The following is a 23,601-nucleotide window of genomic DNA, read 5'->3' as shown; positions in this document are numbered from 1 at the left end:
ATGGACCACTCAAGCCAGCGCATCGGTGTGCTCGAAAATCAAAAAGCCATCAAATAATCAGCGAAACGCTGCCCCCACTCATTGTCTAAGACATACTTATCAATAAGACCCCGATCCTTCGTTTTGGCTACCATCACTTGCACCAAGAAAAACAGGCAAATACCGTATTGAACATGCTTTACTGGTGATGAATTAACTGCAACATCCTCAGCGCGCCGAATTATATCCCCCCTATACAGCTCAAGGTTTTTCTCAACGGCACCCAGTGTCTTCACCCCAACCAGTTCCATCCCAAGAAGTAGAGACGCGTTGACAAGAGTTTCTTGCTGCCTCGCATTGCGCATCTTCGCGACTAAACCATCTAACTCCACACAAAGCTGATTGGATCCCACAAATGTTTGAAGTGACACTTTATCAAGTAGAATTTCTTCCGCCCGCTCCTGTATATTATCATCCACCTCAACTGCGTACTCATCAAGCTCTCTGCGGATACCAGTAAACTCTTGGTCCGCAAGCTCCAGCAATCCCGCCAATCGCGAGAAACGCCTGCGAATCTGTTTAGGGACTTCGGCAACACTTTTATACCCTATGTCATGTTCAATTTCCGCCCAAGTATGCTGAAGGATAGAGCGGATCTGCAACTCCAGCTTGAGAGGCGCAAACCCACTGTACTCTTGAAGCTCACCCCTAGACTGATTCAGAGAAATAACATAGTGCAAAGATAGATACCCGAACCTATCAGGATCAAGAGCCACCCTCTTATCAATTGAATTAACACGATCGACAACAAACTCTCTCTCAACAAGCTCAGCCACAACATCAACATCGGACGAAAACAATGTAATTATTCGAACCCCAGCAAGATCCGTAATTTCATGAAGATGCTTGTACTTCTCTTTCCTTGCCACCTTGCCAGCAAGGCTCTCAACAGTTTTACATCGAAAATTTATTGAATGTACCGGCACGGAATTCACTGCAAGCAATCGCTCAAGCAAAGCAGTCAATGTTCGGGCATACGACATATATACGTCCCGGCTTTTAGAATACTCTTCCAGAATATTTGTTTGAGTTTCTGACATGCACGAGCTCCCTGAGCTATAACAATGAACACTTCTAAAGGTCTAGTTCAGCTTCCTCAGGCTCTTCTGTCTAGATACCAAAAGCACGGCAAATAGCCATTAGTTTCTGTACTGGTGACAACCCCGGAAGCCCCCTCCCCTATTCAACGATAACGCCTCCCCTGCGAGAGAGGCTTACATATCTCGGAAAACCTAGCGAAGCTTAGTCCACGAAATTTCATTCATAAGAGCTTCGTTGCACTCCTCCCAGAATTGGAGCAGAACTGCTTTTGCTTCCTCTTGGGTTTCAAAAAGACCAGATGGTAAGCCCACCCCCTTCACCACGTCATCAACCTCGATCGCGAACTGCTTTTCGCCAACCGCACGAATTACGCGCCCTTGAGTTCCACGTCCGACGTTAATGAATCCGTCAGCCTTCAGCTCTGCAATAACTTCAACCACATGGACCATCTCTAACCCTCCGTTGGTAAGTGGTGGCACTTTAGCATGCGCCAGAGAATCTCTCATGCCCACAGAAAAGCAAATCGATTGCCCTGCACTCCATAAGCGCAGCGGCAGCTACCCGTTCGGAAATCGGGTGCCGCGCACGGTCCGGATGCTGAAGACCGTCACCTCCGACCCTATGCCTGGCATCGGGCTCGCCTACATCAAGGGCGATGCGCCAGTTGCGAAGGCAGGTCAAACCTATCCCGTGTGGACGAATAGCCACGGCGCTGTCACAGCGGTAATGGAGGGCGGCACCCGCCTCGGCCTGCGCCCGGCAGAGTTCGAAGTAAATAGCTGGCATCACCTTGCATCTGCGCGAGCCCCGCAGCCCCACCCCGAGCCAATAGCCTGGATGGTTGGTACTGCCTTCTGGTGGACCAAAGAAGAGGCAGAACGGGATTCGGCGGCGACTGGGCTGCCTATCATTGGCCTGGGGCCGATGTCCGGCATCGAGCCTGACGAGCAGCACCAGGGCGAGCCGGTGGCGTGGATGGCCAAGACCCTGAAGGGCAGTCTTGCCGGCACTCTAGGCCTTGCGCGAAGAGATGCGAGGCTAAACCCTGATCTGTATGAGGGGCCTTTCCCAGTATTCCGGCCCGCCGATCCTGGCGAGGTTGAGCGTATCGAAAACGAGCGTGCCGAGCAGTGGCGCTTGAGGCGTGACGCAGAGGCTGATCGCGACACGAAGGCCGCAGTTATAGCTGAGCTGCGCGCCCAGTTGGCCAAGCATGAGGAGTTGCTGCGTGAAATAGCCGACCATTGCAATGGGTGCGTCATGCCTACTGAACAGTTGCTACGCGAATGGGGATCGAGCATAGACGCCGCCCTATCCGCCAGCGCAGAGCCGAGCGCGCCGGTCGATTTGAAAACATCGAGGCTTAGCGGATGATCCATTACCACGGCACGCCCATTGGCGGAACGCGGCAGGATGCGGCAAGACTGCTGGCCGGCCGGCACGCCTTGGTGCCGTTCCCGCGCCAAGACGACATGGGCATCGTCGCCGATGCCTGCCAGTCCTTCGTCTTCGACAACGGAGCGTTTACGGTCTGGAAGAAAGGCGGCCAGGTGGACGTTCACGGCTACATGCGCTGGGTGGATGACTGGCACCGGCACCCTGGCTTCGACTGGGCATTGATCCCTGATGTGATCGACGGAGACGAAGAAGCCAACGACCGCTTGCTCGAGCAATGGCCTGGCCACCTGCCGGGCGTGCCGGTCTGGCACATGCATGAGTCGATCGAGCGGCTGGAGCGCCTGGCAAAGGCATGGCGAACTGTCGCCCTGGGCAGTTCCGGGCAGTGGCGATCACCCGGTACCGGCGCTTGGTGGAAGCGGATGGGCTCAGCGATGGATGCGATCTGCGACGACCAGGGTCGCCCAATCTGCCGCCTGCACGGCCTGCGAATGCTTGACCCGGCGATCTTCCAAAGCCTGCCCCTGGCATCCGCTGACAGCACAAACGCCGCGGTGAATGGTGGCAGCATCAGCCGATTCGGCATGTACACACCGCCCTCCGCCGGCCAGCGCGCCGGCGTGATCGCTGATCGCATTGAGGCCCACACCAGTTCACCGATCTGGCAACGCGAACCACAGACTGAACTTGCGCTGTAGAGCACATTTGTACTCCATCCAGCGGTAACCCCTCTCCCCTCTATTTCGAGCAGGCCGCAATCTTGTCCGTTGCAGCCAGGCCTTCGGTGGCAATCCGGCGGGCACGCCCTACACCCCAGGCCAATGCCCTGGTCATCGATTCGCCTGGCCTGGAGTCGAAAGCTTCCTCGTGGATCGCAGCGCCAGCGGCCGCATAGACGCCGATGAACATCTGCGTGTTGCCCGTGCGAGACAGCCGGACCTGCACATCGATAAACGTACCGTCATCGAGAGTTTCGTCATGGTCCCGGTGGTGCAGGGTTGGGTCCGACCACTGCCAATAAACGTCGCCGCGCATGCGCATGCCGCCTCCTAGGACTGATGTCTTTTTGTTTAGGGCCAAAGACCACCATAGCGAAGCGGTACCAGTGCACAACCGGTAAAGGCCGAACTGTGAGCTGAATCGGACCACCGGCCCAATAACCTCTACAAAATCAATATTTTGTACAACTAACTGCCGCGATATGGCGGCCAAGGACGAAGTCATGCCTGAAGAAAAGCAATTGATCCAGCCGGCCCCTGTTGCGCGCGACGAAAAAGGGTGGTGGTGCAATCCAGGCATCCCTGACTTTGGCGGAACGGAAGACCCGGCTCCCTTCAAGGCCTGGGCAGCTGAGCAAGGCCTGGAGCTGAAAACCTGGGATATGGATTCAGATTTGGTTGAGCACCCGTACTTCGACGGCGCCGGCCACTGCAACGGCTGGGAGCCTGAATCGCCTGGCCCGGAGTGGTTCCTGATGGGCATCTTCGACACGGAAGACGGCCCGCATGTGCAGTGGGCGCGCCGCGAGGTGAAACCATGAGGCTGAAACAGTATCCGCTGGACGTTCAGAGCGTCGGCAGCAACCCCTACATCGCAATGAGCAAGGGCCATCACGACCTTGATGTGTTCATGGCTGAAGCCGTGAAGGAATGCCCGGGTTGGTTCTTGGGCGGCCCGCAGCACAAATGGTGCAAGACGGTGCCTGATCGCTCGGGCGAGTTTACGCACCGATACGTGTTCGTCGAGGAAGGCACGCCAGGCGCATGGCCGGCGACCTACTGCTGGGAGTTCGGCGAGGGCTACAAGCGCTACAACGCCGAGGTGCAGCCATGATCGGCTGGCTGATTGAAGTTCTCACATACGGCGCCATCGGCGCACTGATCGGCGCTTCTTGGATGAGCCAGCACAAGGACGAGCAGGCGGCGCCGTGCGTTACCCATCACGAGCGCCAGCTCTCCCCGCACGAAACCCAACCCGAACCTACACCCGCTCTGGCGCCTGGGCGCTGGATTGATGAGAGGTATCAGCTGTGAGCAAAGCCGCGCGCAAAGACGTGCTCGACGAGATGACCAAAGAAGACTTGGTTGAGTGGATCCGGTCTCAGCATTTCTTCATGAAGCCCAAGAAAAGCGAAGTGCTGTACCTGCGCTGGAAGCGGCAATCGGCAGACGTCATTGCCGAAATGGAGAAGGAAAATCGAGCGCTTGACCACCTGGACTTTGGCGAGCGCGATCAACTGGCCAAGCAGTTCAACGCATCAACAGATCCGAATGAACGGCTTCGACTGGTCGAGAAGATCGAGCCATATGACAAGGCACTTCGTGAACACCTGAGCCGCTCCGAGGCAATCAACCGCAAGCAGAAGCGGGTGGACGCCCTCTACAAACAGATTGAGGCCGAGCAGCAGAAGGAGCGACGCGCATGACCGAGCTGATCGAAGTGAAGACGGCAGACTTGGCCGGCGAGGCGCTGGGGTGGGCCGTGGGCAAGGCAGAGGGGCTGGAGCTCGACCTGGAGGCTCCGATCTACGGCAACGGGTGGCGCGTGTTCGTAACCTATCGTGGCGAAGTCATTGAGCACAGCAAGCGCTACAACCCCTGGGAGGACTGGGCGCTTGGCGGACTGCTGGTCCAGAAGTACCGCATCGGCTTTGGCCTGTACTCCGATTCATTCTTTGCCGTCACCGGGCTAGATGACACCACAGGCGATGCGGACGGCTTGACCCACCTAATCGCCGCTTGCCGCGCCATCGTCGCAGCTAAGCTCGGCGATACCGTCCAGGTGCCGAAGGAGCTGATGCCGTGACCGTGTTCATTATGGAATACCGCGTGATCGGATTTTCGCCTGCCATGGCCATGCATCCGAACCCAAGGGCTGGCAGGCGCACGTTCTTCGTAAACTCGGATGATCTCGAGACCGACGACATCAAGGCCGTAGTCGAAGCGGCCCGTTCGCCGGAAAACACACCCAAAGGCTATCAGCTCTTCTCGGTGAAGGACCGCGACGCCGGCACGGAGGTGCGCCCATGATTCTGCCCCTGATGTACATGGCCTACCTGATCTACAGGGGGGCGAGATGACAGCCGAAGTTTTCCAGTTCCCCACCACCCGCCGAGTGCACAACAACCAGGTTGCGGCCAACCAAGCCGAGCGCAAGAGGCTGGCCGATTGGTTTCGGACCATCGCCCAGCACATCGAGGGTAACGAGGTCGAGCACGAACCGCTCGCAGCCATGATCGTGCTCAGCAGCGCCGCCGGCGACGAAGTTCTGCATGTGGGCTATGCGGCGGATGCCGTATGCATCCGTCAGGCCGGCAGCGCCGCTTCCCGCTGGTCGGGGCTCTCGTATCAGCGTCGTGGCGGCAACTTCTTCGACCGCATCAAGTAACCCCTCCCCCTACTACTCAAGCCCGCCGACATGCGCGGGCGAGGATGACCTATGTCCGCAACAGAACGCTTCCACCACACCGCGAACGACTGCCTGGAGCGCCTGGCCGCCGACCTCTGGCCCGATGCCAAGTTAGCCCTGGTGATCTACACCGCCGGCAAACCGGAGCTCGACATTGTCCTCAAGGACAGCGGCCTGAACGTCGACGAGGTCGTGAGCACTCTTCGCCGTCGCGGCGGCCTGAGCCTAGATGGCGAGAACATCTACAAGCGCCTGCTCTGTGACGCAATCCTCGGAGCCATGGCTTTCGGCAAGCAGAACAGCAACCCTCCGCCTGCTGGGCATTGGGGTCAGGAGTTCTGGGACATCGGCCGAGCCGAGGGCGCCCTGCAGGAAGACCTGGTGCACGCGCTGCGCCTAGTTCGCAAAGAGCTGGATTCCTGCCAGCGAGTGATTCACTACGCCGGCGGCTTCGACCCGGCCTACGTCAGCGGCGCCCAGGCAGCCATCAGCATCGCTGATGGGGCGCTAGCGAATATCCCCGCCTGACTACCAACCTGCCGCCACCGGCGGCGTGGAGACCATCCCATGGATATCGAGAGCACCAGTGACGTAGACAAGGTCACTGAGCAGCGAATGGCCGAACTCATCGGCTGCACTAAACGCTCCCTAGAACACCGACGCCTGGATGGGAAGATTCCCGCGGGCGTCTGGATGAAGCACGGCGGCCGGATCATTTACAGCAAAAAGAGGTATGACGAATGGCTGGAAAGCCAATGGGTTTACCCCGTGGGGTCGAAATCTTCCGCAACTCCCTCCGCATTCGTTTCACATGGGACGGTATCCGTCGATGCGAAACGCTCCCCTATCCCCCGACACAAAAAGGGATCAAGGCTGCATCCAGCCTTCGCGATCAGGTAACCAGCCTCAACAAGCTCGGGCTGCTTGATCCAGACAAATACGCCGAGCTGTTCCCAAGCTCGCAAGCTGCGGTCGGCGGTAAGCCGACTTTTGGCGAATATGCTCAGCTCTGGCTGGACAGCCGCGAAATCACTCAAGGTACGCACAACAACTACAAAAGCGCCCTGAACCTCTACTGGGTACCGCGGCTGGCCATGGTCCGTGTCGACCTGATCACGACCAATCTCCTCCGCCGCGTCATCATTGAAACCGAATGGACCTCGGCAAACGTGAAGCGCAATGCGATTACCCGACTATCGACGATCCTAGCGGCAGCGACCCGGGAGGGCCTGCTAGTCAAGAACCCCGCCGAGCTGATCGAACTGCCGAAGCGGTCGAAGAAGGAGATCGACCCATTCAGCCTGGCGGAAGCCAATAGCATCATCGACAAGCTGTATCAGCACAAGCACTGGCCTAGCCTGATCTATGCCGCTCTGTTCGAGTTCATGTTCTTCACTGGCCTCCGCCTGTCGGAGGCATTGGCGGTACGGTGGGATGTGGTCGATATGGGAAGAAAGACGGTGCACGTCAAGAGGACCGTCGCCCTGGGCGAGGTGGAGGAAAGGACGAAAACCGGCCGGGACCGTTTCGTGCTGCTGAACGATAGGGCCTTACGGGCTATCCAGTTCGCCAGGCAATACGCGGATCGCCGCAGAGATGGTAAGGGGGCGGTGACCGAAACCCCGTTCCTGTTCCCGCCATCGAAGAACGCCGAGTACGTGAAACAGACGTCCGACCTCCACAAGCAGTGGGTGCCTGTGCTCAATGAATTGGGGATCAGGCGTCGTCCCCCATACAACTGCCGTCACACCTATGCGACAATATGCTTAATGTCCGGCCTCAACCCCGCATTTATCGCCCAACAGCTAGGTCACAGCGTGCAGATGCTGCTGTCGACGTATGCCCGTTGGCTTAACTCAAGCTCTGACTGGAGCGAGCTGGAAAAACTCAAGATTGGTATCAAATCGGTATCAGCTGAAAGCCCAGCGTCGTAAGTTACTGATAGGTAAGCCCTTTGATCTCCACCGCCAACATCACCATGCAGTTCGGCTCCAAGCCGCTGTTTGAAAACGTTTCCGTCAAATTCAACAACGGCAACCGCTACGGCCTCATCGGCGCCAACGGTTGCGGTAAGTCGACCTTCATGAAGATCCTCGGCGGCGACCTGGAGCCGTCCGGTGGCCAGGTCATGCTCGAGCCGAACACCCGCCTCGGCAAGCTGCGCCAGGACCAGTTCGCCTACGAGGAATTCACCGTGATCGATACGGTGATCATGGGCCACGGCCAGCTGTGGAAGGTCAAAGCCGAGCGCGATCGTATCTACTCGCTGCCAGAAATGACCGAGGAAGACGGCATGGCCGTCGCCGAGCTGGAAACCGAATTCGCCGAGATGGACGGTTACACCGCCGAATCGCGCGCCGGTGAACTGCTGCTGGGCCTGGGGATTCCGCTGGACCAGCACTTCGGCCCGATGAGCGAAGTGGCACCGGGCTGGAAGCTGCGTGTGCTGCTGGCCCAGGCGTTGTTCTCGGACCCGGACGTGCTGCTGCTCGACGAACCGACCAACCACCTGGACATCAACACCATCCGCTGGCTGGAAACGATCCTCACGGCGCGCAACAGCACCATGATCATCATTTCCCACGACCGGCACTTCCTGAACAGCGTTTGCACTCACATGGCCGACCTGGACTACGGTGAGCTGCGCCTGTTCCCAGGCAACTACGACGAGTACATGACCGCCGCGACCCAGTCGCGCGAGCAGTTGCTGTCGGACAACGCCAAGAAGAAAGCCCAGATCGCCGAGCTGCAGACCTTCGTCAGCCGCTTCTCGGCCAACGCCTCCAAGGCCAAGCAGGCCACCTCGCGCGCCAAGCAGATCGACAAGATCCAGCTGGCCGAGGTCAAACCCTCGAGCCGGGTCAGCCCGTTCATCCGCTTCGAGCAGACCAAGAAGCTGCACCGTCAGGCCGTCGTGGTCGAAAAAATGGCCAAGGCCTTCGACGACAAGGTTCTGTTCAAGAACTTCGACATCACTGTCGAAGCTGGCGAGCGCGTTGCGATCATCGGCCCCAACGGTATCGGCAAGACCACCCTGCTGCGCACCCTGGTTGGCGAAATGACCCCGGATGCGGGCTCGGTGAAGTGGACCGACAGCGCCGAAGTGGGCTACTACGCCCAGGACCACGCCCACGACTTCGAGGACGACCTGAGCCTGTTCGACTGGATGGGCCAGTGGACCTCCGGTGAGCAGGTGATTCGCGGCACCCTCGGGCGCATGCTGTTCTCCAACGACGAGATCCTCAAGTCGGTGAAGGTGATTTCCGGTGGTGAGCAAGGCCGCATGCTGTTCGGCAAGCTGATCCTGCAAAAACCGAACGTGCTGGTGATGGACGAACCGACCAACCACCTGGACATGGAATCGATCGAAGCACTGAACCTGGCGCTGGAAAACTACCCAGGCACGCTGCTGTTCGTCAGCCATGACCGCGAGTTCGTGTCCTCGCTGGCCACCCGCATCATCGAGCTGTCGCCGGACGGTGTCGTGGACTTCAGCGGCACCTATGACGACTACCTGCGTAGCCAGGGCGTCGTGGTCTGATGTAGTGCGCTCCGCCTGGTCGCGTTGAGTTGACCAGGCGGATCCCATGGATGGGGCATTAACCCGGAATAATTCGTTAGCCTGCTTTCATTTCCTTCGCGCAACGGCCATGATGAAACAACGCCCAACCGCCCGCCCGCGAAAGAGCCCATGACCGCGCAACAGCCCGCCCCCGCCAGCAGTACCTCCAACATCACCCTGCAGATCCTGTCGATCGTCTTCTACACGTTCATTGCCTTCCTCTGCATCGGCCTGCCGATTGCGGTGTTGCCCAGCTATGTGCACGACCAGTTGGGCTTCGGCGCGGTTGTCGCCGGGATAACGATTGGCCTGCAGTACCTGGCCACCCTGCTGAGCCGCCCCTTTGCCGGGCGGGTGGCGGACACGCTGGGCGGCAAGCAAGCGATTCGTTTCGGCTTGCTCGGCATTGCCAGTTGCGGGGTGCTGACGCTGTTGTCGGCCTGGACCCTGAGCGTGCCGTTACTGAGCCTGGCGCTATTGCTGGGCGGGCGCCTGCTGCTGGGCATCGCCCAAGGGCTGATCGGCGTGGCCACCTTGAGCTGGGGCATCAGCCAGGTTGGGCCGGAGCACACCGCCCGGGTGATCTCGTGGAACGGTATCGCGTCTTACGGCGCCATCGCCATTGGTGCCCCGGTCGGTGTGCTGGCGGTGGATGGCCTGGACTTCAGCGTGCTGGGGCCAACCTTGCTGGTGCTGGCGCTGCTGGCCATGCTGGTGCTGCGCAAACGCCCGGACGTGGTGGTGGTACGGGGCGAACGGCTGCCCTTCTGGTCTGCCTTCGGCCGCGTTGCGCCCTGTGGCCTGGGGCTGACATTGGCGTCGATCGGCTATGGCACGCTGACCACGTTCGTCACCCTCTATTACCTGGAACGTGGCTGGGCCGGTGCAGCCTGGTGCCTGAGCGCCTTCGGCGTGTGCTTTATCATTTCGCGGCTGTTGTTCGTCAATGCGGTCAACCGGTTTGGCGGCTACAACGTGGCAGTGGTGTGTATGGCCACCGAGGTGATTGGCCTGGGGCTGCTGTGGCTGGCACCCTCGCCGCCTTGGGCGTTGGCAGGTGCCGGGCTCACAGGGTTCGGCTTGTCGCTGGTGTACCCGGCACTGGGTGTAGAGGCCATCAAGCAGGTGCCTAGCAGCAGCCGCGGCGCTGGGTTGGGGGCTTACGCGGTGTTTTTCGACATGGCCTTGGCCATCGCCGGCCCGGTGATGGGCGCGGTGGCAGTGCACCTGGGCTATGCCTCTATCTTCTGCGTTGCCGCCCTGCTCGCCCTGGCAGGCGTCGGCTTAACGCTGCTTCTGGCGCGGCGCAGCCGACGCAGCTGAGCGCTCATCCAGTAGCGGTGCGCTGAGGGCCTGGCTGAAGAACGCTGCGGTGTCGCGTTGCAACGAGTGATGAATATGGCGGCGGTCAACGCCTTCGGCATCCTTGCACAGCGCCGGCATACGGGCGTGTTGTTCTTCGTCGCAGCGCGCCATGAACACGAAATGCCCTGCGCCGGCCAGCAGACGGTAATCCGGCGTGACGGGCAGTTTGCGCGCCAACGCTTCGGCATTGCGGTCCACGGCCACCAGTTGGTCGCTGTCGCCGCTGTAGATCAGCACCGGGATGTGCACACTGGCCAGCGCATGGCGGCCAAACAGCAGGCTCAGCGGCGCCATCAGCATCGCCGCGCCCACCCGTGAATCGGCCTTCGGTGCCAGCTCGCTGCGGTCGGCAATCAGCACGCCATGAGTCTTGCAGGCGTCGCCATCGCTGGGGCGCTCAAGGCAGTACTGGCGCAGGCGGTCCAGGTCGGGTTGCGCACCCGAGACGATCAGCGCCGTTTCGCCCCCGGCCGAATAGCCGATGACACCTACCTTGCCATCATTCAGGTAGGGCCCAAGCAGCGCGTCGTTACGGGCAGCCGTGATCGCGGCGCTGACTTGCAGCGGCCGGCCATACAGGTTGCTCAAGGTACCCAGGCGACTGTGATCGCGGGCGTTGTCCCCCGGGTGCACCACCGCCACGACCACAAAACCCTGCCGTGCCAGCGCGGAGGCCAGGTAATGCAAGGCCAGCGGGCTGCCGGTATTGCCGTGGGAGAGCACCAGTAAAGGGAACTGCCCCAGGGCCACCGGCGCCTCTTCGGCGACGTCGAGCGGATAGCCGTCGATGCGCATGTTATGGGGCACACCCGTCGCCGGGTAAAACGCCAACGCTTGCATCGGGCGATCATCGACAGGGTCGGCCAGGGTCATGTGGTGCAGGCCGGCGACCCAAGGCGCGGCCTGGGCGTGGGCCAACAGGCCGCCGAGCAGGACCAGCGCCAACACGCTGCGAGGGATGTTCATCGCCAGCCGTTCCGTGCAGGGTCAGAGATAGCGCCAGCATAGAGCCGCCGACGCCAAGGGCAGATGAAAACTGGATGAAACCCTGCATGCACGCAACGCCCGCGCCCAATGCAATTGCGCTTTTCCGAGAACCCATGGCATAGATGCAGGTCAATCGCTTTACCTGACCCTTTCGCGACCTTGAAGGAGCACCCTGCATGAGCAAGCACCCTTACGCCCCACCCAAGGTCTGGCGCAATGACGCAGCCTCCGGTGGCCAGTTCGCCAGCATCAACCGCCCGGTAGCCGGCCCGACCCATGACAAGGCGCTGCCAGTGGGCAAGCACCCCTTGCAGTTGTATTCGCTGGCCACGCCCAATGGCGTGAAGGTGAACATAGCCCTTGAAGAGTTACTCGCCCTGGGCCACAGCGGCGCTGAATACGACGCCTGGTTGATCCGCATCGGCGAGGGTGACCAGTTTTCCAGCGGCTTCGTGCAGGTCAACCCCAACTCGAAGATCCCTGCCCTGCTCGACCGCAGTGTCGAGCCACCGGTACGGGTATTCGAGTCGGGCTCGATCCTGTTGTACCTGGCGGAAAAGTTCGGTGCGCTATTGCCCACGTCTGCCGCTGCACGTACCGAAAGCCTGAACTGGCTGTTCTGGCAGATGGGCGCGGCGCCGTACCTGGGCGGCGGCTTTGGCCACTTCTACGTGTACGCCCCGGAAAAGTTCGAATACGCCATCAACCGCTTCACCATGGAAGCCAAGCGCCAACTGGATGTGCTCGACCGCCGCCTGGCCGAAAGCCGTTACTTGGGCGGCGATGAATACAGCATCGCCGATATCGCCGTGTGGCCTTGGTATGGCGAGCTGGTGCGCGGCAATCTTTATGGCGCAGCAACGTTTCTGGCGGTGCACGACTACACCCACGTGCAGCGTTGGGCCGAAGAGATCGCCCAGCGGCCCGCCGTGCAACGTGGGTCACGGGTCAATCGCACCTGGGGCGATGAAGCCAGCCAAGTACCAGAACGGCACTCGGCGGCCGACTTGGATTGACCGTTCGGGGCCGCCTCGCGGCCCCGACAATGCTCGCCTGCATAAAACCATTTGCCCCTGCGCAAACCTGCGTCCGGCAATGCCTTCTTGTACACTCCTCGCACTAGCCCCCACCTGCAAAACTTTTTGGTGAACGCATGATCGAGGTAACCGAGGTTTCCATTGCCGAGCTGCGCGACGCACTCGAGTCGGGCCGCACGACGGCGGTCGAGCTGGTCAAGGCCTACCAGGCGCGCATCGACGCCTACGATGGCGCCGACACCGCTACCGCACTGAACGCCGTGGTGGTACGCAACCCAGACGCACTGAAGGAAGCTGAAGCTTCCGACGCCCGCCGCGCCAAGGGCCAGCCCCTGAGCCCGCTGGACGGCATCCCCTACACAGCCAAGGACAGCTACCTGGTCAAGGGCCTGACTGCGGCTTCCGGCAGCCCGGCCTTCAAAGACCTGGTCGCCCAGCGCGACGCCTTCACCATTGAGCGCCTGCGCGCCGCCGGTGCCGTGTGCCTGGGCAAGACCAACATGCCGCCCATGGCCAACGGTGGCATGCAGCGTGGCGTCTATGGCCGCGCCGAAAGCCCGTACAACGCCGCCTACCTGACTGCGCCCTTCGCCTCTGGCTCGTCCAACGGTGCCGGCACCGCGACAGCCGCCAGCTTCAGTGCCTTTGGCCTGGCCGAGGAAACCTGGTCCAGTGGCCGTGGCCCTGCATCGAACAACGGCCTGTGCGCCTACACCCCTTCGCGTGGGGTGATCTCGGTGCGTGGCAACTGGCCGCTGACCCCGACCATGGACGTGGTGGTGCCTTTTGCCCGCACCATGGCCGACCTGCTGGAAATCCTCGACGTGGTGGTTGCCGACGACGCCGACACACGCGGTGACCTGTGGCGCTTGCAGCCGTGGGTAACTATCCCGGCCGCCTCGTCGGTGCGCCCGGCGTCGTACCTGGACCTGGCGGTGGATGCCAGCGCGCTCAAGGGCAAACGCTTTGGCGTGCCGCGCATGTACATCAATGCCGACCCAGAAGCTGGCACCTCCGAGAAACCGGGTATCGGTGGCCCAACCGGCCAGCGCATCAACACCCGCGACAGCGTCATCGACCTGTGGCAACAAGCGCGCCAGGCGTTGGAAGCTGCAGGTGCCGAAGTGCTCGAAGTGGACTTCCCGCTGGTCTCCAACTGCGAAGGCGACCGCCCTGGCGCCCCGACCGTGTACAACCGCGGCATCGTCAGCAAGGCATTCCTCCATGACGAACTGTGGGAGCTGTCGGGCTGGGCCTTTGACGACTTCCTGCGGGCCAACGACGACCCCAAGCTCAACCGCCTGGCCGATGTCGATGGGCCGAAGATCTTCCCGCACGACCCCGGCACCCTGCCCAACCGTGAGGATGACCTGGCTGCGGGCATGGACGAATACGTCAACATGGCCAAGCGCGGCCTGAAGAACTGGGACCAGATCGATACGCTGCCCGACGGGCTGCGCGGCCTGGAGAAAACCCGCAAGCTGGACCTGGAAGACTGGATGGACACCCTGGGCCTGGACGCGGTGCTGTTCCCGACCGTGGCCGATGTAGGGCCAGCGGATGCTGACGTCAACCCGGCTTCGGCCGACATTGCTTGGAGCAACGGCATTTGGGTGGCCAACGGCAACCTTGCGATCCGCCACCTGGGCGTACCGACCGTCACCGTGCCCATGGGCGTAATGGCTGACATCGGCATGCCGGTGGGGCTGACCTTCGCCGGCCGCGCCTATACCGATAACCACCTATTGAGCTTCGCAGCGGCCTTCGAGGCCACTGGCTCGCGCCGCATGATTCCACCGCGTACGCCAGCACTGGGCAAGTAAACTCGCCCGTCACATCGCCATTTTCAACGCATTGTGTAAAAATGCACAAACCGTTGAATTTGGCGATGCATTCATGCCGCTCTCTCCCCCTGAAGAACGTCAGCTCACCCTCACCGTTCTCAAGGCCGCTATCCAGGCTTTGGGCAGCGTTGCCGCGCGCAACATGGAAATCCTCCTGCACGACCTTGACCACCCGGAACACTCCGTGGTGGCGATCGTCAACGGCCACCTCTCCGGCCGTGTCGTCGGCAGCCCAATCCTCGCCGCGCCCGAACAGGACCTAGGCTTCAAGGCCCTGATGCGGGCCACCGTGGAACAGCGCGGCTGTGCGCCTGTGGTCTTGCCGGATTACCCGACCACGCTCAAGGGCCGCACCCTGCGCAGCGCCACGGCCATTTTCCGCGACAGCACCGGCCACCCGTTCGCCAGCCTGTGCATCAATACCGACGTTACGGGGCTGGACGCTGCGATGAATTTTCTGCAGCAGCTACAGCCCCTGAGCGACTCGCCAGCGGTCAGCGAACCCGCCGACATGGCGCTGTTGATGAGCGAAATCATCCAGGGCGCGCTGCAACGCAGCGGCCAAGGCCGGATGACCAAGCAGGCCAAGGTCGACGCGGTGCGGGTGATGCAGGAGCGTGGCTTGTTCATCGTCAAAGGCGGCGTGGAAAAGGCTGCCAGCGCCCTTGGGGTGACCCGCTACACCGTTTACAACTACCTGGAGCAGTTGCGTGGCGAACAGCCGGCAGCGGCCCGTGAAGACTGACGCTTGGAGCTAACGATGACTTTGCATATACAGACGCCGCTGATCGAATCCCGCCCGCTTTCGCTGGCGTCAGGCTGTACCGTTTGGCTCAAGCTTGAGGCAGTGCAGCCTTGTGGTTCGTTCAAGCTGCGTGGCGTGGGCCATGCCTGCGAAGTCCACCATGCCAGGGGCGCGCGCCATTTTGTGTCGTCGTCCGGGGGCAATGCCGGGCTGGCGGTGGCGTATGCCGGCCGCAAACTGGGGGTGCCGGTGACCGTGGTGGTACCCGAGACCACCACCGAGCGCGCCAAGCAACTGCTGCGCCTTGAAGGCGCCAAGGTGGTGGTGCATGGCAGCTCCTGGCAGGAGGCCAACGAGCTAGCCCAGACCCTGCTCGGCAGCGGCGATGCGTTCATTCACCCCTTCGACGACCCATTGCTCTGGGCCGGACATGCCAGCCTGATCGACGAAGTTGCCGCGACCGGGCTTAGGCCCGATGCGGTGGTGCTGTCGGTCGGCGGAGGCGGATTGCTCAGTGGCGTAGTCGAAGGGCTAACACGCAATGGCTGGGATGATGTACCTGTGCTGGCGGTGGAAACTACCGGTGCCGCCTCGCTGCACGCAGCGGTGCAGGCTGGCCACCCGGTTGAACTTGAGCGCCTCGCCTCGGTGGCCACCTCCCTGGGTGCGAAGCGCGTTGCTGATCAGGCATTGGAATGCGCGCGTAACCATCCGCTGCACAACCATCTGGTCAGCGACCGTGCCGCGCTGGAAGCCTGCGAGCGTTTCTTGCTCGATCATCGGATATTGGTGGAGCCCGCGTGTGGGGCTGCATTGGCAGTAGCTTACGAAGCCAAGAAATTGGCCGAGTACAACAATGTGCTGATAGTGGTTTGCGGAGGTGCCACGGCGACACTGGCGCAGATTCAGGATTGGTTGAAGCAGGTCGATTGAGGTTGCCTGTTCCGGCCCTTTCGCGGGCAAGCCCGCTCCGACAGGAATAACTCTGACCTGTAGGAGCGGGCTTGCCCGCCGATCGGCCGGGGCAGTCAATCGAGCAAGGGAATGATGTTGGCGACTAACGCTTCTCCCTTCATTTCAATCACCGCCACCGTCACGGGCAATTTGAACCGTCGCGGCCCGGCGCTTCCGGGATTCAGGTACAGCAGCCCGTCCCGCCAGTCGATCAGCGGCTTGTGCGAATGCCCGGTGATCACCACCCGCACAGCCTCATCGAGCTTGGCCGGCACATCGGCGATGTCATGCACCAGGAGTGCCTGCCAGCCCCCCATGTCGAAGCGCAGTTGATCGGGCAAGTCCGCCGCCCAAGGCCATTTCAGGTCATTGTTGCCGCGCACTACCCGCACCGGCGCCAGGGCCTCCAGCACCTCCAGTACGTCCGGTTTGCCGATATCGCCGGCATGCACGATCAGCGCACAACCGACCAGCGCATCCACCGCTTCTGGGCGCAATAAACCGTGGGTGTCGGCGATCACGCCAATTTTCATGCTTGCGTTCCTGGTCCAATGGAGTGGAGAGAAAAACGCCCGTGAGATCAGGATAGTCACACAGGCCTGTTCTAATGAGCCTCACGCACCTGGGAAAATTCCAGCGAGCCTGACGAAAAGCGCATCTCGCCCTTTCGATCTGTAGCGAGTGAAGGCACAATGCGTGTCCTTTTTTTGGCCGGCCTTGCCGGGGGCCTTTAAATGATCAAGACGCCGTACTACCTCATCGATAAAACCAAGCTGCTGGGCAACATGGAGAAGATCGCGTATGTGCGCGAGAAGTCCGGCGCCAAGGCGCTGCTCGCCCTCAAATGTTTCGCGACCTGGTCGGTGTTCGACCTGATGCAGCAATACATGGACGGCACCACCTCTTCGTCGCTGTTCGAGCTCAAGCTCGGCCGCCAGAAATTCGCAGGCGAAACCCACGCCTACAGCGTTGCGTGGGCCGACGACGAAGTCGAGGAAATGCTCGAGAACTGCGACAAGATCATCTTCAACTCGATCGGCCAGCTGCAACGCTTCGCCGAACAATCCGAAGGCAAGGTCCGCGGCCTGCGCGTCAACCCGCAAGTCAGCAGCTCCGACTACCTGCTCGCCGACCCGGCACGCCCGTTCAGCCGCCTCGGTGAGTGGGACCCAGAGAAGATCGAGAAGGTCATCGAGCAGATCTCCGGCTTCATGTTCCACAACAACTGTGAAAACGGTGACTTCAGCCTGTTCGACAAGATGCTCACGCACATCGAAGAGCGCTTCGGCCACCTGCTGCACAAGGTCGAGTGGGTCAGCCTCGGTGGTGGCATCCACTTCACCGGTGAAGACTATGCAGTCGATGCGTTTTGCGCGCGCCTTAAAGCCTTCTCGGAAACCTACGGCGTGCAGGTGTACCTGGAGCCGGGCGAAGCCGCCATCACCAACAGCGCCTCGCTGGAAGTGACCGTGCTCGACACCCTGTACAACGGCAAGCACCTGGCCGTGGTCGACAGCTCGATCGAAGCGCACCTGCTCGACCTGCTGATCTACCGCCTCAACGCCAAGATGGCCCCTAACGATGGCGAGCACACCTACATGGTCTGCGGCAAATCGTGCCTGGCCGGTGACATCTTCGGCGAATACCAATTCGATCGTCCGTTGGCCATTGGCGACCGCCTGTCGTTCATCGACACGGCCGGCTACACCATGGTCAAGAAAAACTGGTTCAACGGTCTGAAAATGCCATCCATCGTGGTCAAGCAGCTCGACGGCAGTGTCGAGGTGGTGCGCGAGTTCGGTTTCGAAGACTACGTTTCCAGCCTGTCGTAAGACCGGCTTTCAGTAAGGAGCAAGGGATAAATTGAAGAAGAACGTTCTTATCATTGGTGCAGGAGGTGTCGCCAAGGTGGTGGCCCACAAGTGCGCGCAGCATAACGACGAACTCGGTCGTATTGCCATTGCGTCGCGGAACATCTCCAAATGCCAGGCCATCATCGACAGCGTCAAGGCCAAGGGTAGCCTCAAGGTACCCGCCGACATCCAGGCCTTCTCGCTCAACGCCCTCGATGTCGAGGCGACCAAAGCACTGATCCGCGAGACCGAATCGCAGATCGTGATCAACGTGGGCTCTGCCTTCCTCAATATGTCGGTGCTGCGTGCCTGCATCGATACCGGTGTCGCCTACCTGGACACCGCGATTCACGAAGAACCGGGCAAAATCTGCGAGACGCCGCCCTGGTACGGCAACTACGAGTGGAAACACCTCGAAGAGTGCCAAGAAAAGAACATTACCGCCATTCTCGGCGTCGGTTTCGACCCGGGTGTGGTGAACAGCTACGCAAAACTTGCGCAGCAGCAATACTTCGACAGCATTGATTCGATCGACATCCTCGACGTCAATGCCGGTTCGCATGGCAAGTACTTCGCCACCAACTTCGACCCGGAAATCAACTTCCGCGAGTTCACCGGGCAAGTATGGAGCTGGCAGAACAGCCAGTGGACCAGCAACACCATGTTCGAGGTCAAGCGTACCGACGACCTGCCCGTAGTAGGTTCGCAAAACCTGTACCTGACCGGCCACGATGAAGTTCACTCGATTTCGAAGAACCTCAACGTGCCGAACGTGCGCTTCTGGATGAGCTTCGGCGAGCACTACATCAATGTGTTCACCGTGCTGAAAAACCTCGGCCTGCTCTCCGAGCAACCGGTCAAGACCGCCGAAGGCCTGGAAGTGGTGCCGTTGAAAGTGGTCAAGGCCGTGCTGCCAGACCCAGCCTCCCTGGCCCCGGGCTACACCGGCAAGACCTGCATCGGTGACCTGGTCAAGGGCACCAAGGATGGCCAGCCGCGCGAAGTGTTCATCTACAACGTGGCGGATCACGAAGAAGCCTTCGCCGAGACTGACAGCCAAGGTATTTCCTACACCGCCGGTGTACCGCCAGTGGCTGCCGCCCTGCTGGTGGCCCGTGGCGAGTGGGATGCCAAGCGCATGGTCAACGTCGAAGAACTGCCAGCCGAGCCGTTCCTCAAGGCGCTGGACGTGATGGGCCTGCCGACCCGCGTCAAAGATGAGAAAGGCGATCGTCCTTGGGACGCTGAAGCCTAAGCAACACAAAACAGGGCGCCTATCAGGCGCCCTGTTTTTTTGGGATGTGCCAGTGGTAACTGCGACAGCGCCCTAACGACTCGACCCCTGCCGCCTGCTCGCGTACGCTTGCCGCTTTCCTTCCGTAGCAAGGCAAACGCGCCCATGGCAAACACAGACATCATCTACACCCCCGATCCGGACGCCGATTCCATTTCGTCCGACGTCGCCGAATACAACGGTGTGCTGGTCTCCACCCAGATCCCCACCCGCGCCGATGGCAGCCTCGAGCTGGGCGACATCGTTGCGCAGAGCGAATGCACCCTGCAGGCGCTGAAAGTAGCCCTGGAAAAAGCCGGCAGCGGCATGGACCGCGTGCTGCACCTGACCATCTACCTCACCGACATGGCTGAACGTGCAGCGTTCAACGAGGTATACCAGCGCTTCTTCAACAAGCCATGGCCCGTGCGCGCCGCCGTTGGCGTGGCCTCGCTGGCGGTCGAAGGCATGCGCGTGGAAGTCACCGCGATGGCTGCCAAACGCTGATTCCCCGCTCGATCACTGGAGCGGCCTTGCCGCTCCTACTCCAGGTCGCGCCGCCTCTGGACAGCGTAGGGATGCCACCAGCCCGTTTCACCGCTACAATGCCCACCTAAACCGTGACCGCCCGAAACTATAACGACATGTCCCTTCCAAAGAATCACCTGGAACTGCTCAGCCCTGCCCGTGACGTGGCCATCGCTCGCGAAGCGATCCTGCACGGCGCTGATGCCATCTATATCGGCGGCCCGAGCTTCGGCGCGCGCCATAACGCCTGCAACGAAGTCAGCGAAATCGCCGAACTGGTCGAGTTCGCCCGTCGCTACCATGCACGCGTGTTCACCACCATCAACACCATCCTCCACGACAACGAGCTGGAGCCGGCGCGCAAGCTGATCCATCAGCTCTACGACGCGGGCGTCGACGCCTTGATCGTGCAGGACCTGGGGGTGATGGAACTAGACATCCCACCGATCGAGCTGCACGCCAGCACCCAGACCGACATCCGTACCCTGGAGCGTGCCAAGTTCCTCGATCAGGCGGGCTTCTCGCAGCTGGTACTGGCCCGTGAGCTGAACCTGCAGCAGATCCGCGCCATTGCCGCCGAAACCGACGCCGCCATCGAGTTCTTCATCCACGGCGCGCTGTGCGTGGCCTTCTCCGGCCAGTGCAACATCTCCCACGCCCAGACCGGGCGCAGCGCCAACCGTGGCGACTGCTCGCAAGCCTGCCGCCTGCCCTACACCCTGAAGGATGACCAGGGCCGCGTGGTGGCCTTCGAGAAGCACCTGTTGTCGATGAAGGACAACAACCAGACCGCCAACCTGCGCGACCTGGTCGACGCTGGCGTGCGCTCGTTCAAGATCGAGGGCCGCTACAAGGACATGGGCTATGTGAAGAACATCACTGCCCACTACCGCAAAGAGCTCGACGCCATCCTCGAAGACCGCCCGGACCTGGCCCGCGCGTCAAGCGGCCGCACCGAGCACTTCTTCGTCCCCGACCCGGACAAGACCTTCCACCGCGGCAGCACCGACTACTTCGTCAGCGACCGCAAGATCGACATCGGCGCGTTCGACTCACCAACGTTCACCGGCTTGCCGGTGGGCGTAGTGGAAAAGGTCAACAAACGCGACATGCTGGTCACCACTGACGTGCCGCTGACCAACGGCGACGGCCTGAACGTGCTGGTCAAGCGCGAGGTGGTGGGGTTCCGCGCCAACATTGCCGAACCCCGTGGTGAGTTCGAGGAAGACGGCCAGAAGCGCTATCGCTACCGCGTCGAACCCAACGAAATGCCTGACGGCCTGTACAAACTGCGGCCAAATCACCCGCTGTCACGCAACCTCGACCACAACTGGCAACAGGCCTTGCAGCGCACGTCGGCCGAACGCCGAGTGGGTGTGGAATGGCACGCGGTGCTGCGCGAGCAGCGGCTGATGCTCACCGTCAGCAGCGAGGAAGGCGTCAGCGTGCAAGTGGCCCTGGACGGCCCGTTCGGCGCGGCCAACAAGCCGCAACAGGCGCTGGACCAACTGCACGACCTGTTGGGCCAACTGGGTACCACCCAATACCACGCCAACGCCATCGAACTGGATGCCCCGCAGGCGTATTTCATCCCTAACTCGCAGCTCAAGGGCCTGCGCCGTGAAGCCATCGAGGCGCTGACCGCTGCTCGGGTCAAGGCGCATCCGCGCGGCGGCCGTAAAGCTGAAACCACGCCGCCTCCGGTGTACCCGGAGTCGCACCTGTCGTTCCTGGCCAACGTTTACAACCAGAAGGCGCGCGATTTCTACCACCGTCACGGCGTGCAGCTGATCGACGCGGCCTACGAGGCCCATGAAGAGCACGGCGAAGTGCCGGTGATGATCACCAAGCACTGCCTGCGCTTCTCGTTCAACCTGTGCCCCAAGCAGGCCAAGGGCGTGACCGGCGTGCGCACCAAGGTGGCGCCGATGCAGCTGATTCAGGGCGACGAAGTGCTGACCCTGAAATTCGACTGCAAACCGTGTGAAATGCATGTGGTCGGCAAGATGAAAAGCCACATCATCGACCTGCCGACCCCCGGCAGCGCGGTGGCCCAGGTGGTTGGCCATATCAGCCCGGAAGACCTGCTCAAGACCATCCCGCGCGCACCGCATTGATCGCCCCCTTGTAGGAGCAGCCTTGTGCTGCGAAGAGGCCGGCGGCAGCATCCAAGATCTTAAGTGCTGCCACCGGCCTCTTCGCAGCACAAGGCTGCTCCTACACAGGCAGGCGTCAACGAATCTGGTGCTTGTGCAGCAGCCGATAGAATGTCGGCCGCGAGATCCCGAGTACTTTCGCAGCGATGCTCAAGTTGTCGCTGTGCCGGTTAAGCACATCACACAAAGCCTGGCGCTCTGCCCGGTGCTTGTACTCCTCCAGCGTACCCAGCGGCTGCTGCTCTTGCTCGATCTGCAAGCCCAGGTCCTGCGCCTCGATCTGCCGCCCCTCGGCCAACACCAGCCCGCGCCGCACTCGGTTGGCCAGCTCACGCACATTGCCCGGCCAGTCATGCCGGCCCATGGCCGCCAACGCATGGTCACTGAACGAGCGCGGCCTGCGCCCGGTCTCCAGGCTGTAGAAATGGGCAAAATGGCTGGCCAGCATCGACAGGTCACCATGCCTGTCTCGCAGTGGCGCCGTCACCACCTGCAACACATTCAGCCGGTAATACAGGTCCTCGCGAAAGCGGCCCTGTTCGATGGCTTTTTCAAGGTCCACGTGGGTCGCCGCCAACACCCGCACATCCACCGGGATAGGCTGGCTGCCACCGACCCGTTCAATGTGTTTTTCCTGCAGAAAGCGCAGCAGGTTGGCTTGCAGTTCCAACGGCAAGTCACCCACCTCGTCCAGGAACAAGGTACCGCCATGCGCCGCCTCTATTCGCCCGGCCTTGCGCTGATGCGCACCGGTAAAGGCACCCTTCTCGTGCCCAAACAGCTCGGACTGGATTAGGTGCTCGGGTATCGCCCCACAGTTGATCGCGATGAACGGCTGATCGTGCCGCTGCGACTGCCGATGCAGGGTGCGCGCCACCAGCTCCTTGCCTGTGCCACTCTCGCCACGGATCAAAACCGGCGACTCGGTGGGCGCCAGTTTCCCCAAAAGCTTGCGCAACTCGCGGATCGGCCGGCTCTCACCCAGCAACTCGTGAACCGAGTCGTCCACCCGCACCGCACCCTTGCCACGCAGCCGCGCCATGCCGAAGGCACGCCCGAGGGTAACCTGAACGCGGGAAACGTCGAATGGCAAGGTATGGAAGTCAAAAAACCACTCGCAGACGAAATCACCGACGTTCTGCATGCGCAATTGCTCGGCGCTGAGCACGGCGATCCACTCGGTATTGCTGCGCTTTATCATGTCCTTGACCGCGTCGGGATGGCGCAGGTGCGACGCCTGCAGCCGCAGCAGGCCAACATCGCAGGCGTGGTCCAGGGCAGCGCCGAGCATACAACTGTCCACATCCCAGCCGGCACTGCGCAGGCCTGGCAATAAACGGTGGCAGTCGTCGCAGGGGTCGACGATGAGCAAACGGCGTTGGGAAGCGGGTTGCTGCATGACCGTTCCTTG

27 protein-coding genes are annotated in these 23,601 nt (G+C 61.2%); 21 read left to right on the top strand and 6 right to left on the bottom strand.

Annotated features, from left to right (window positions below):
- Positions 1-38: 38 nt before the first annotated feature.
- Both QOS90_RS18740 and QOS90_RS18735 read right to left on the bottom strand, forming a co-directional pair.
- Positions 39-1,079 carry a GTP pyrophosphokinase gene (locus QOS90_RS18740; RefSeq protein WP_085273458.1) on the bottom strand — a complete coding sequence of 347 codons (1,041 nt, stop codon included), beginning with the start codon at positions 1,077-1,079 and terminating at the stop codon, positions 39-41.
- Between the two features lie 192 nt (positions 1,080-1,271).
- A complete protein-coding gene (locus QOS90_RS18735) occupies positions 1,272-1,529 on the bottom strand; it encodes a hypothetical protein (protein ID WP_085273459.1) in 258 nt (85 codons plus the stop codon).
- A 55-nt stretch (positions 1,530-1,584) separates the two neighbouring features.
- Here QOS90_RS18735 and QOS90_RS18730 point away from each other — a divergent pair, with 55 nt between their 5' ends.
- Entirely contained in the window at positions 1,585-2,454 is an 870-nt protein-coding gene (locus tag QOS90_RS18730; RefSeq protein WP_256577427.1) for a hypothetical protein, read from the top strand.
- Positions 2,451-3,176, top strand: a complete 726-nt coding sequence (locus QOS90_RS18725; RefSeq protein WP_085273460.1) for a hypothetical protein — start codon at positions 2,451-2,453, stop codon at positions 3,174-3,176. The genes QOS90_RS18730 and QOS90_RS18725 overlap by 4 nt, the downstream gene beginning before the upstream one ends.
- 40 nt (positions 3,177-3,216) lie before the next feature.
- Here QOS90_RS18725 and QOS90_RS18720 read toward each other — a convergent pair whose 3' ends face one another.
- Positions 3,217-3,519, bottom strand: a complete 303-nt coding sequence (locus QOS90_RS18720; protein ID WP_085273461.1) for a hypothetical protein — start codon at positions 3,517-3,519, stop codon at positions 3,217-3,219.
- A gap of 181 nt (positions 3,520-3,700) precedes the next feature.
- Here QOS90_RS18720 and QOS90_RS18715 point away from each other — a divergent pair, with 181 nt between their 5' ends.
- The 11 genes from QOS90_RS18715 to QOS90_RS18665 all read left to right on the top strand — a co-directional run bounded on the left by QOS90_RS18715 (position 3,701) and on the right by QOS90_RS18665 (position 10,771).
- Entirely contained in the window at positions 3,701-4,018 is a 318-nt protein-coding gene (locus QOS90_RS18715; RefSeq protein ID WP_085273462.1) for a hypothetical protein, read from the top strand.
- Positions 4,015-4,311, top strand: a complete 297-nt coding sequence (locus tag QOS90_RS18710) for a hypothetical protein (RefSeq protein WP_085273463.1) — start codon at positions 4,015-4,017, stop codon at positions 4,309-4,311. Before QOS90_RS18715 ends, QOS90_RS18710 begins: the two co-directional genes overlap by 4 nt.
- On the top strand, positions 4,308-4,511 hold the full coding sequence (locus QOS90_RS18705) for a hypothetical protein (protein ID WP_085273464.1): 204 nt from the start codon (positions 4,308-4,310) through the stop codon (positions 4,509-4,511). Before QOS90_RS18710 ends, QOS90_RS18705 begins: the two co-directional genes overlap by 4 nt.
- Entirely contained in the window at positions 4,508-4,903 is a 396-nt protein-coding gene (locus tag QOS90_RS18700) for a hypothetical protein (protein ID WP_085273465.1), read from the top strand. The genes QOS90_RS18705 and QOS90_RS18700 overlap by 4 nt, the downstream gene beginning before the upstream one ends.
- Positions 4,900-5,283 carry a phage protein NinX family protein gene (locus QOS90_RS18695; RefSeq protein ID WP_085273466.1) on the top strand — a complete coding sequence of 128 codons (384 nt, stop codon included), beginning with the start codon at positions 4,900-4,902 and terminating at the stop codon, positions 5,281-5,283. Before QOS90_RS18700 ends, QOS90_RS18695 begins: the two co-directional genes overlap by 4 nt.
- Positions 5,280-5,507 (top strand): hypothetical protein, encoded by a 228-nt coding sequence (locus QOS90_RS18690; protein ID WP_085273467.1) that lies wholly within the window; start codon positions 5,280-5,282, stop codon positions 5,505-5,507. Before QOS90_RS18695 ends, QOS90_RS18690 begins: the two co-directional genes overlap by 4 nt.
- 46 nt (positions 5,508-5,553) lie before the next feature.
- Entirely contained in the window at positions 5,554-5,865 is a 312-nt protein-coding gene (locus QOS90_RS18685; RefSeq protein ID WP_085273468.1) for a hypothetical protein, read from the top strand.
- Between the two features lie 51 nt (positions 5,866-5,916).
- On the top strand, positions 5,917-6,414 hold the full coding sequence (locus QOS90_RS18680) for a hypothetical protein (protein ID WP_085273469.1): 498 nt from the start codon (positions 5,917-5,919) through the stop codon (positions 6,412-6,414).
- Positions 6,415-6,626: 212 nt separating this feature from the next.
- Positions 6,627-7,820, top strand: a complete 1,194-nt coding sequence (locus QOS90_RS18675) for a tyrosine-type recombinase/integrase (RefSeq protein ID WP_085273470.1) — start codon at positions 6,627-6,629, stop codon at positions 7,818-7,820.
- 20 nt (positions 7,821-7,840) lie between these two features.
- Positions 7,841-9,427 (top strand): ABC-F family ATPase, encoded by a 1,587-nt coding sequence (locus QOS90_RS18670; protein ID WP_027594842.1) that lies wholly within the window; start codon positions 7,841-7,843, stop codon positions 9,425-9,427.
- 150 nt (positions 9,428-9,577) lie between these two features.
- Positions 9,578-10,771 (top strand): MFS transporter, encoded by a 1,194-nt coding sequence (locus QOS90_RS18665; RefSeq protein WP_027594841.1) that lies wholly within the window; start codon positions 9,578-9,580, stop codon positions 10,769-10,771.
- Here the strand turns inward: QOS90_RS18665 and QOS90_RS18660 are convergent.
- A complete protein-coding gene (locus QOS90_RS18660; RefSeq protein WP_027594840.1) occupies positions 10,733-11,779 on the bottom strand; it encodes an alpha/beta hydrolase family protein in 1,047 nt (348 codons plus the stop codon). The genes QOS90_RS18665 and QOS90_RS18660 overlap by 39 nt on opposite strands.
- 197 nt (positions 11,780-11,976) lie before the next feature.
- Here QOS90_RS18660 and yghU point away from each other — a divergent pair, with 197 nt between their 5' ends.
- From yghU to QOS90_RS18640, 4 genes are all read left to right on the top strand, one after another.
- Positions 11,977-12,816 (top strand): glutathione-dependent disulfide-bond oxidoreductase, encoded by an 840-nt coding sequence (yghU, locus tag QOS90_RS18655; RefSeq protein WP_027594839.1) that lies wholly within the window; start codon positions 11,977-11,979, stop codon positions 12,814-12,816.
- Between the two features lie 137 nt (positions 12,817-12,953).
- Positions 12,954-14,660 (top strand): amidase, encoded by a 1,707-nt coding sequence (locus QOS90_RS18650; protein WP_085273471.1) that lies wholly within the window; start codon positions 12,954-12,956, stop codon positions 14,658-14,660.
- Between the two features lie 73 nt (positions 14,661-14,733).
- The gene (locus QOS90_RS18645) at positions 14,734-15,426 is read left to right on the top strand and encodes a helix-turn-helix transcriptional regulator (RefSeq protein ID WP_027594837.1); all 693 of its coding nucleotides are present in this window, start codon (positions 14,734-14,736) and stop codon (positions 15,424-15,426) included.
- Between the two features lie 15 nt (positions 15,427-15,441).
- Positions 15,442-16,359 (top strand): pyridoxal-phosphate dependent enzyme, encoded by a 918-nt coding sequence (locus QOS90_RS18640; RefSeq protein ID WP_027594836.1) that lies wholly within the window; start codon positions 15,442-15,444, stop codon positions 16,357-16,359.
- Between the two features lie 95 nt (positions 16,360-16,454).
- Here the strand turns inward: QOS90_RS18640 and QOS90_RS18635 are convergent, their stop codons facing one another.
- The gene (locus QOS90_RS18635) at positions 16,455-16,913 is read right to left on the bottom strand and encodes a metallophosphoesterase family protein (RefSeq protein WP_085273472.1); all 459 of its coding nucleotides are present in this window, start codon (positions 16,911-16,913) and stop codon (positions 16,455-16,457) included.
- A gap of 201 nt (positions 16,914-17,114) precedes the next feature.
- Here QOS90_RS18635 and QOS90_RS18630 point away from each other — a divergent pair, with 201 nt between their 5' ends.
- The 4 genes from QOS90_RS18630 to QOS90_RS18615 all read left to right on the top strand — a co-directional run bounded on the left by QOS90_RS18630 (position 17,115) and on the right by QOS90_RS18615 (position 22,151).
- Complete coding sequence (locus QOS90_RS18630; protein ID WP_027594834.1) at positions 17,115-18,212, top strand: carboxynorspermidine decarboxylase; 1,098 nt, start codon at positions 17,115-17,117, stop codon at positions 18,210-18,212.
- Positions 18,213-18,243: 31 nt separating this feature from the next.
- Positions 18,244-19,488, top strand: a complete 1,245-nt coding sequence (locus tag QOS90_RS18625; protein WP_027594833.1) for a saccharopine dehydrogenase family protein — start codon at positions 18,244-18,246, stop codon at positions 19,486-19,488.
- A 144-nt stretch (positions 19,489-19,632) separates the two neighbouring features.
- Positions 19,633-20,013 (top strand): RidA family protein, encoded by a 381-nt coding sequence (locus QOS90_RS18620; RefSeq protein ID WP_027594832.1) that lies wholly within the window; start codon positions 19,633-19,635, stop codon positions 20,011-20,013.
- A gap of 137 nt (positions 20,014-20,150) precedes the next feature.
- Positions 20,151-22,151: a peptidase U32 family protein gene (locus QOS90_RS18615; RefSeq protein WP_085273473.1), complete on the top strand. Its 2,001-nt coding sequence runs from the start codon at positions 20,151-20,153 to the stop codon at positions 22,149-22,151.
- 115 nt (positions 22,152-22,266) lie between these two features.
- On the opposite strand, the gene QOS90_RS18610 is transcribed toward QOS90_RS18615, so the two are convergent.
- Positions 22,267-23,589 carry a sigma-54 dependent transcriptional regulator gene (locus tag QOS90_RS18610; protein WP_027594830.1) on the bottom strand — a complete coding sequence of 441 codons (1,323 nt, stop codon included), beginning with the start codon at positions 23,587-23,589 and terminating at the stop codon, positions 22,267-22,269.
- Between the last annotated feature and the right edge of the window lie 12 nt (positions 23,590-23,601).

Source organism: Pseudomonas sp. LAIL14HWK12:I10 (genome assembly GCF_900184205.1).
GTDB classification, from domain to species: Bacteria; Pseudomonadota; Gammaproteobacteria; order Pseudomonadales; family Pseudomonadaceae; genus Aquipseudomonas; species Aquipseudomonas kermanshahensis.
This window is presented reverse-complemented; position numbering and strand designations above follow the sequence as displayed.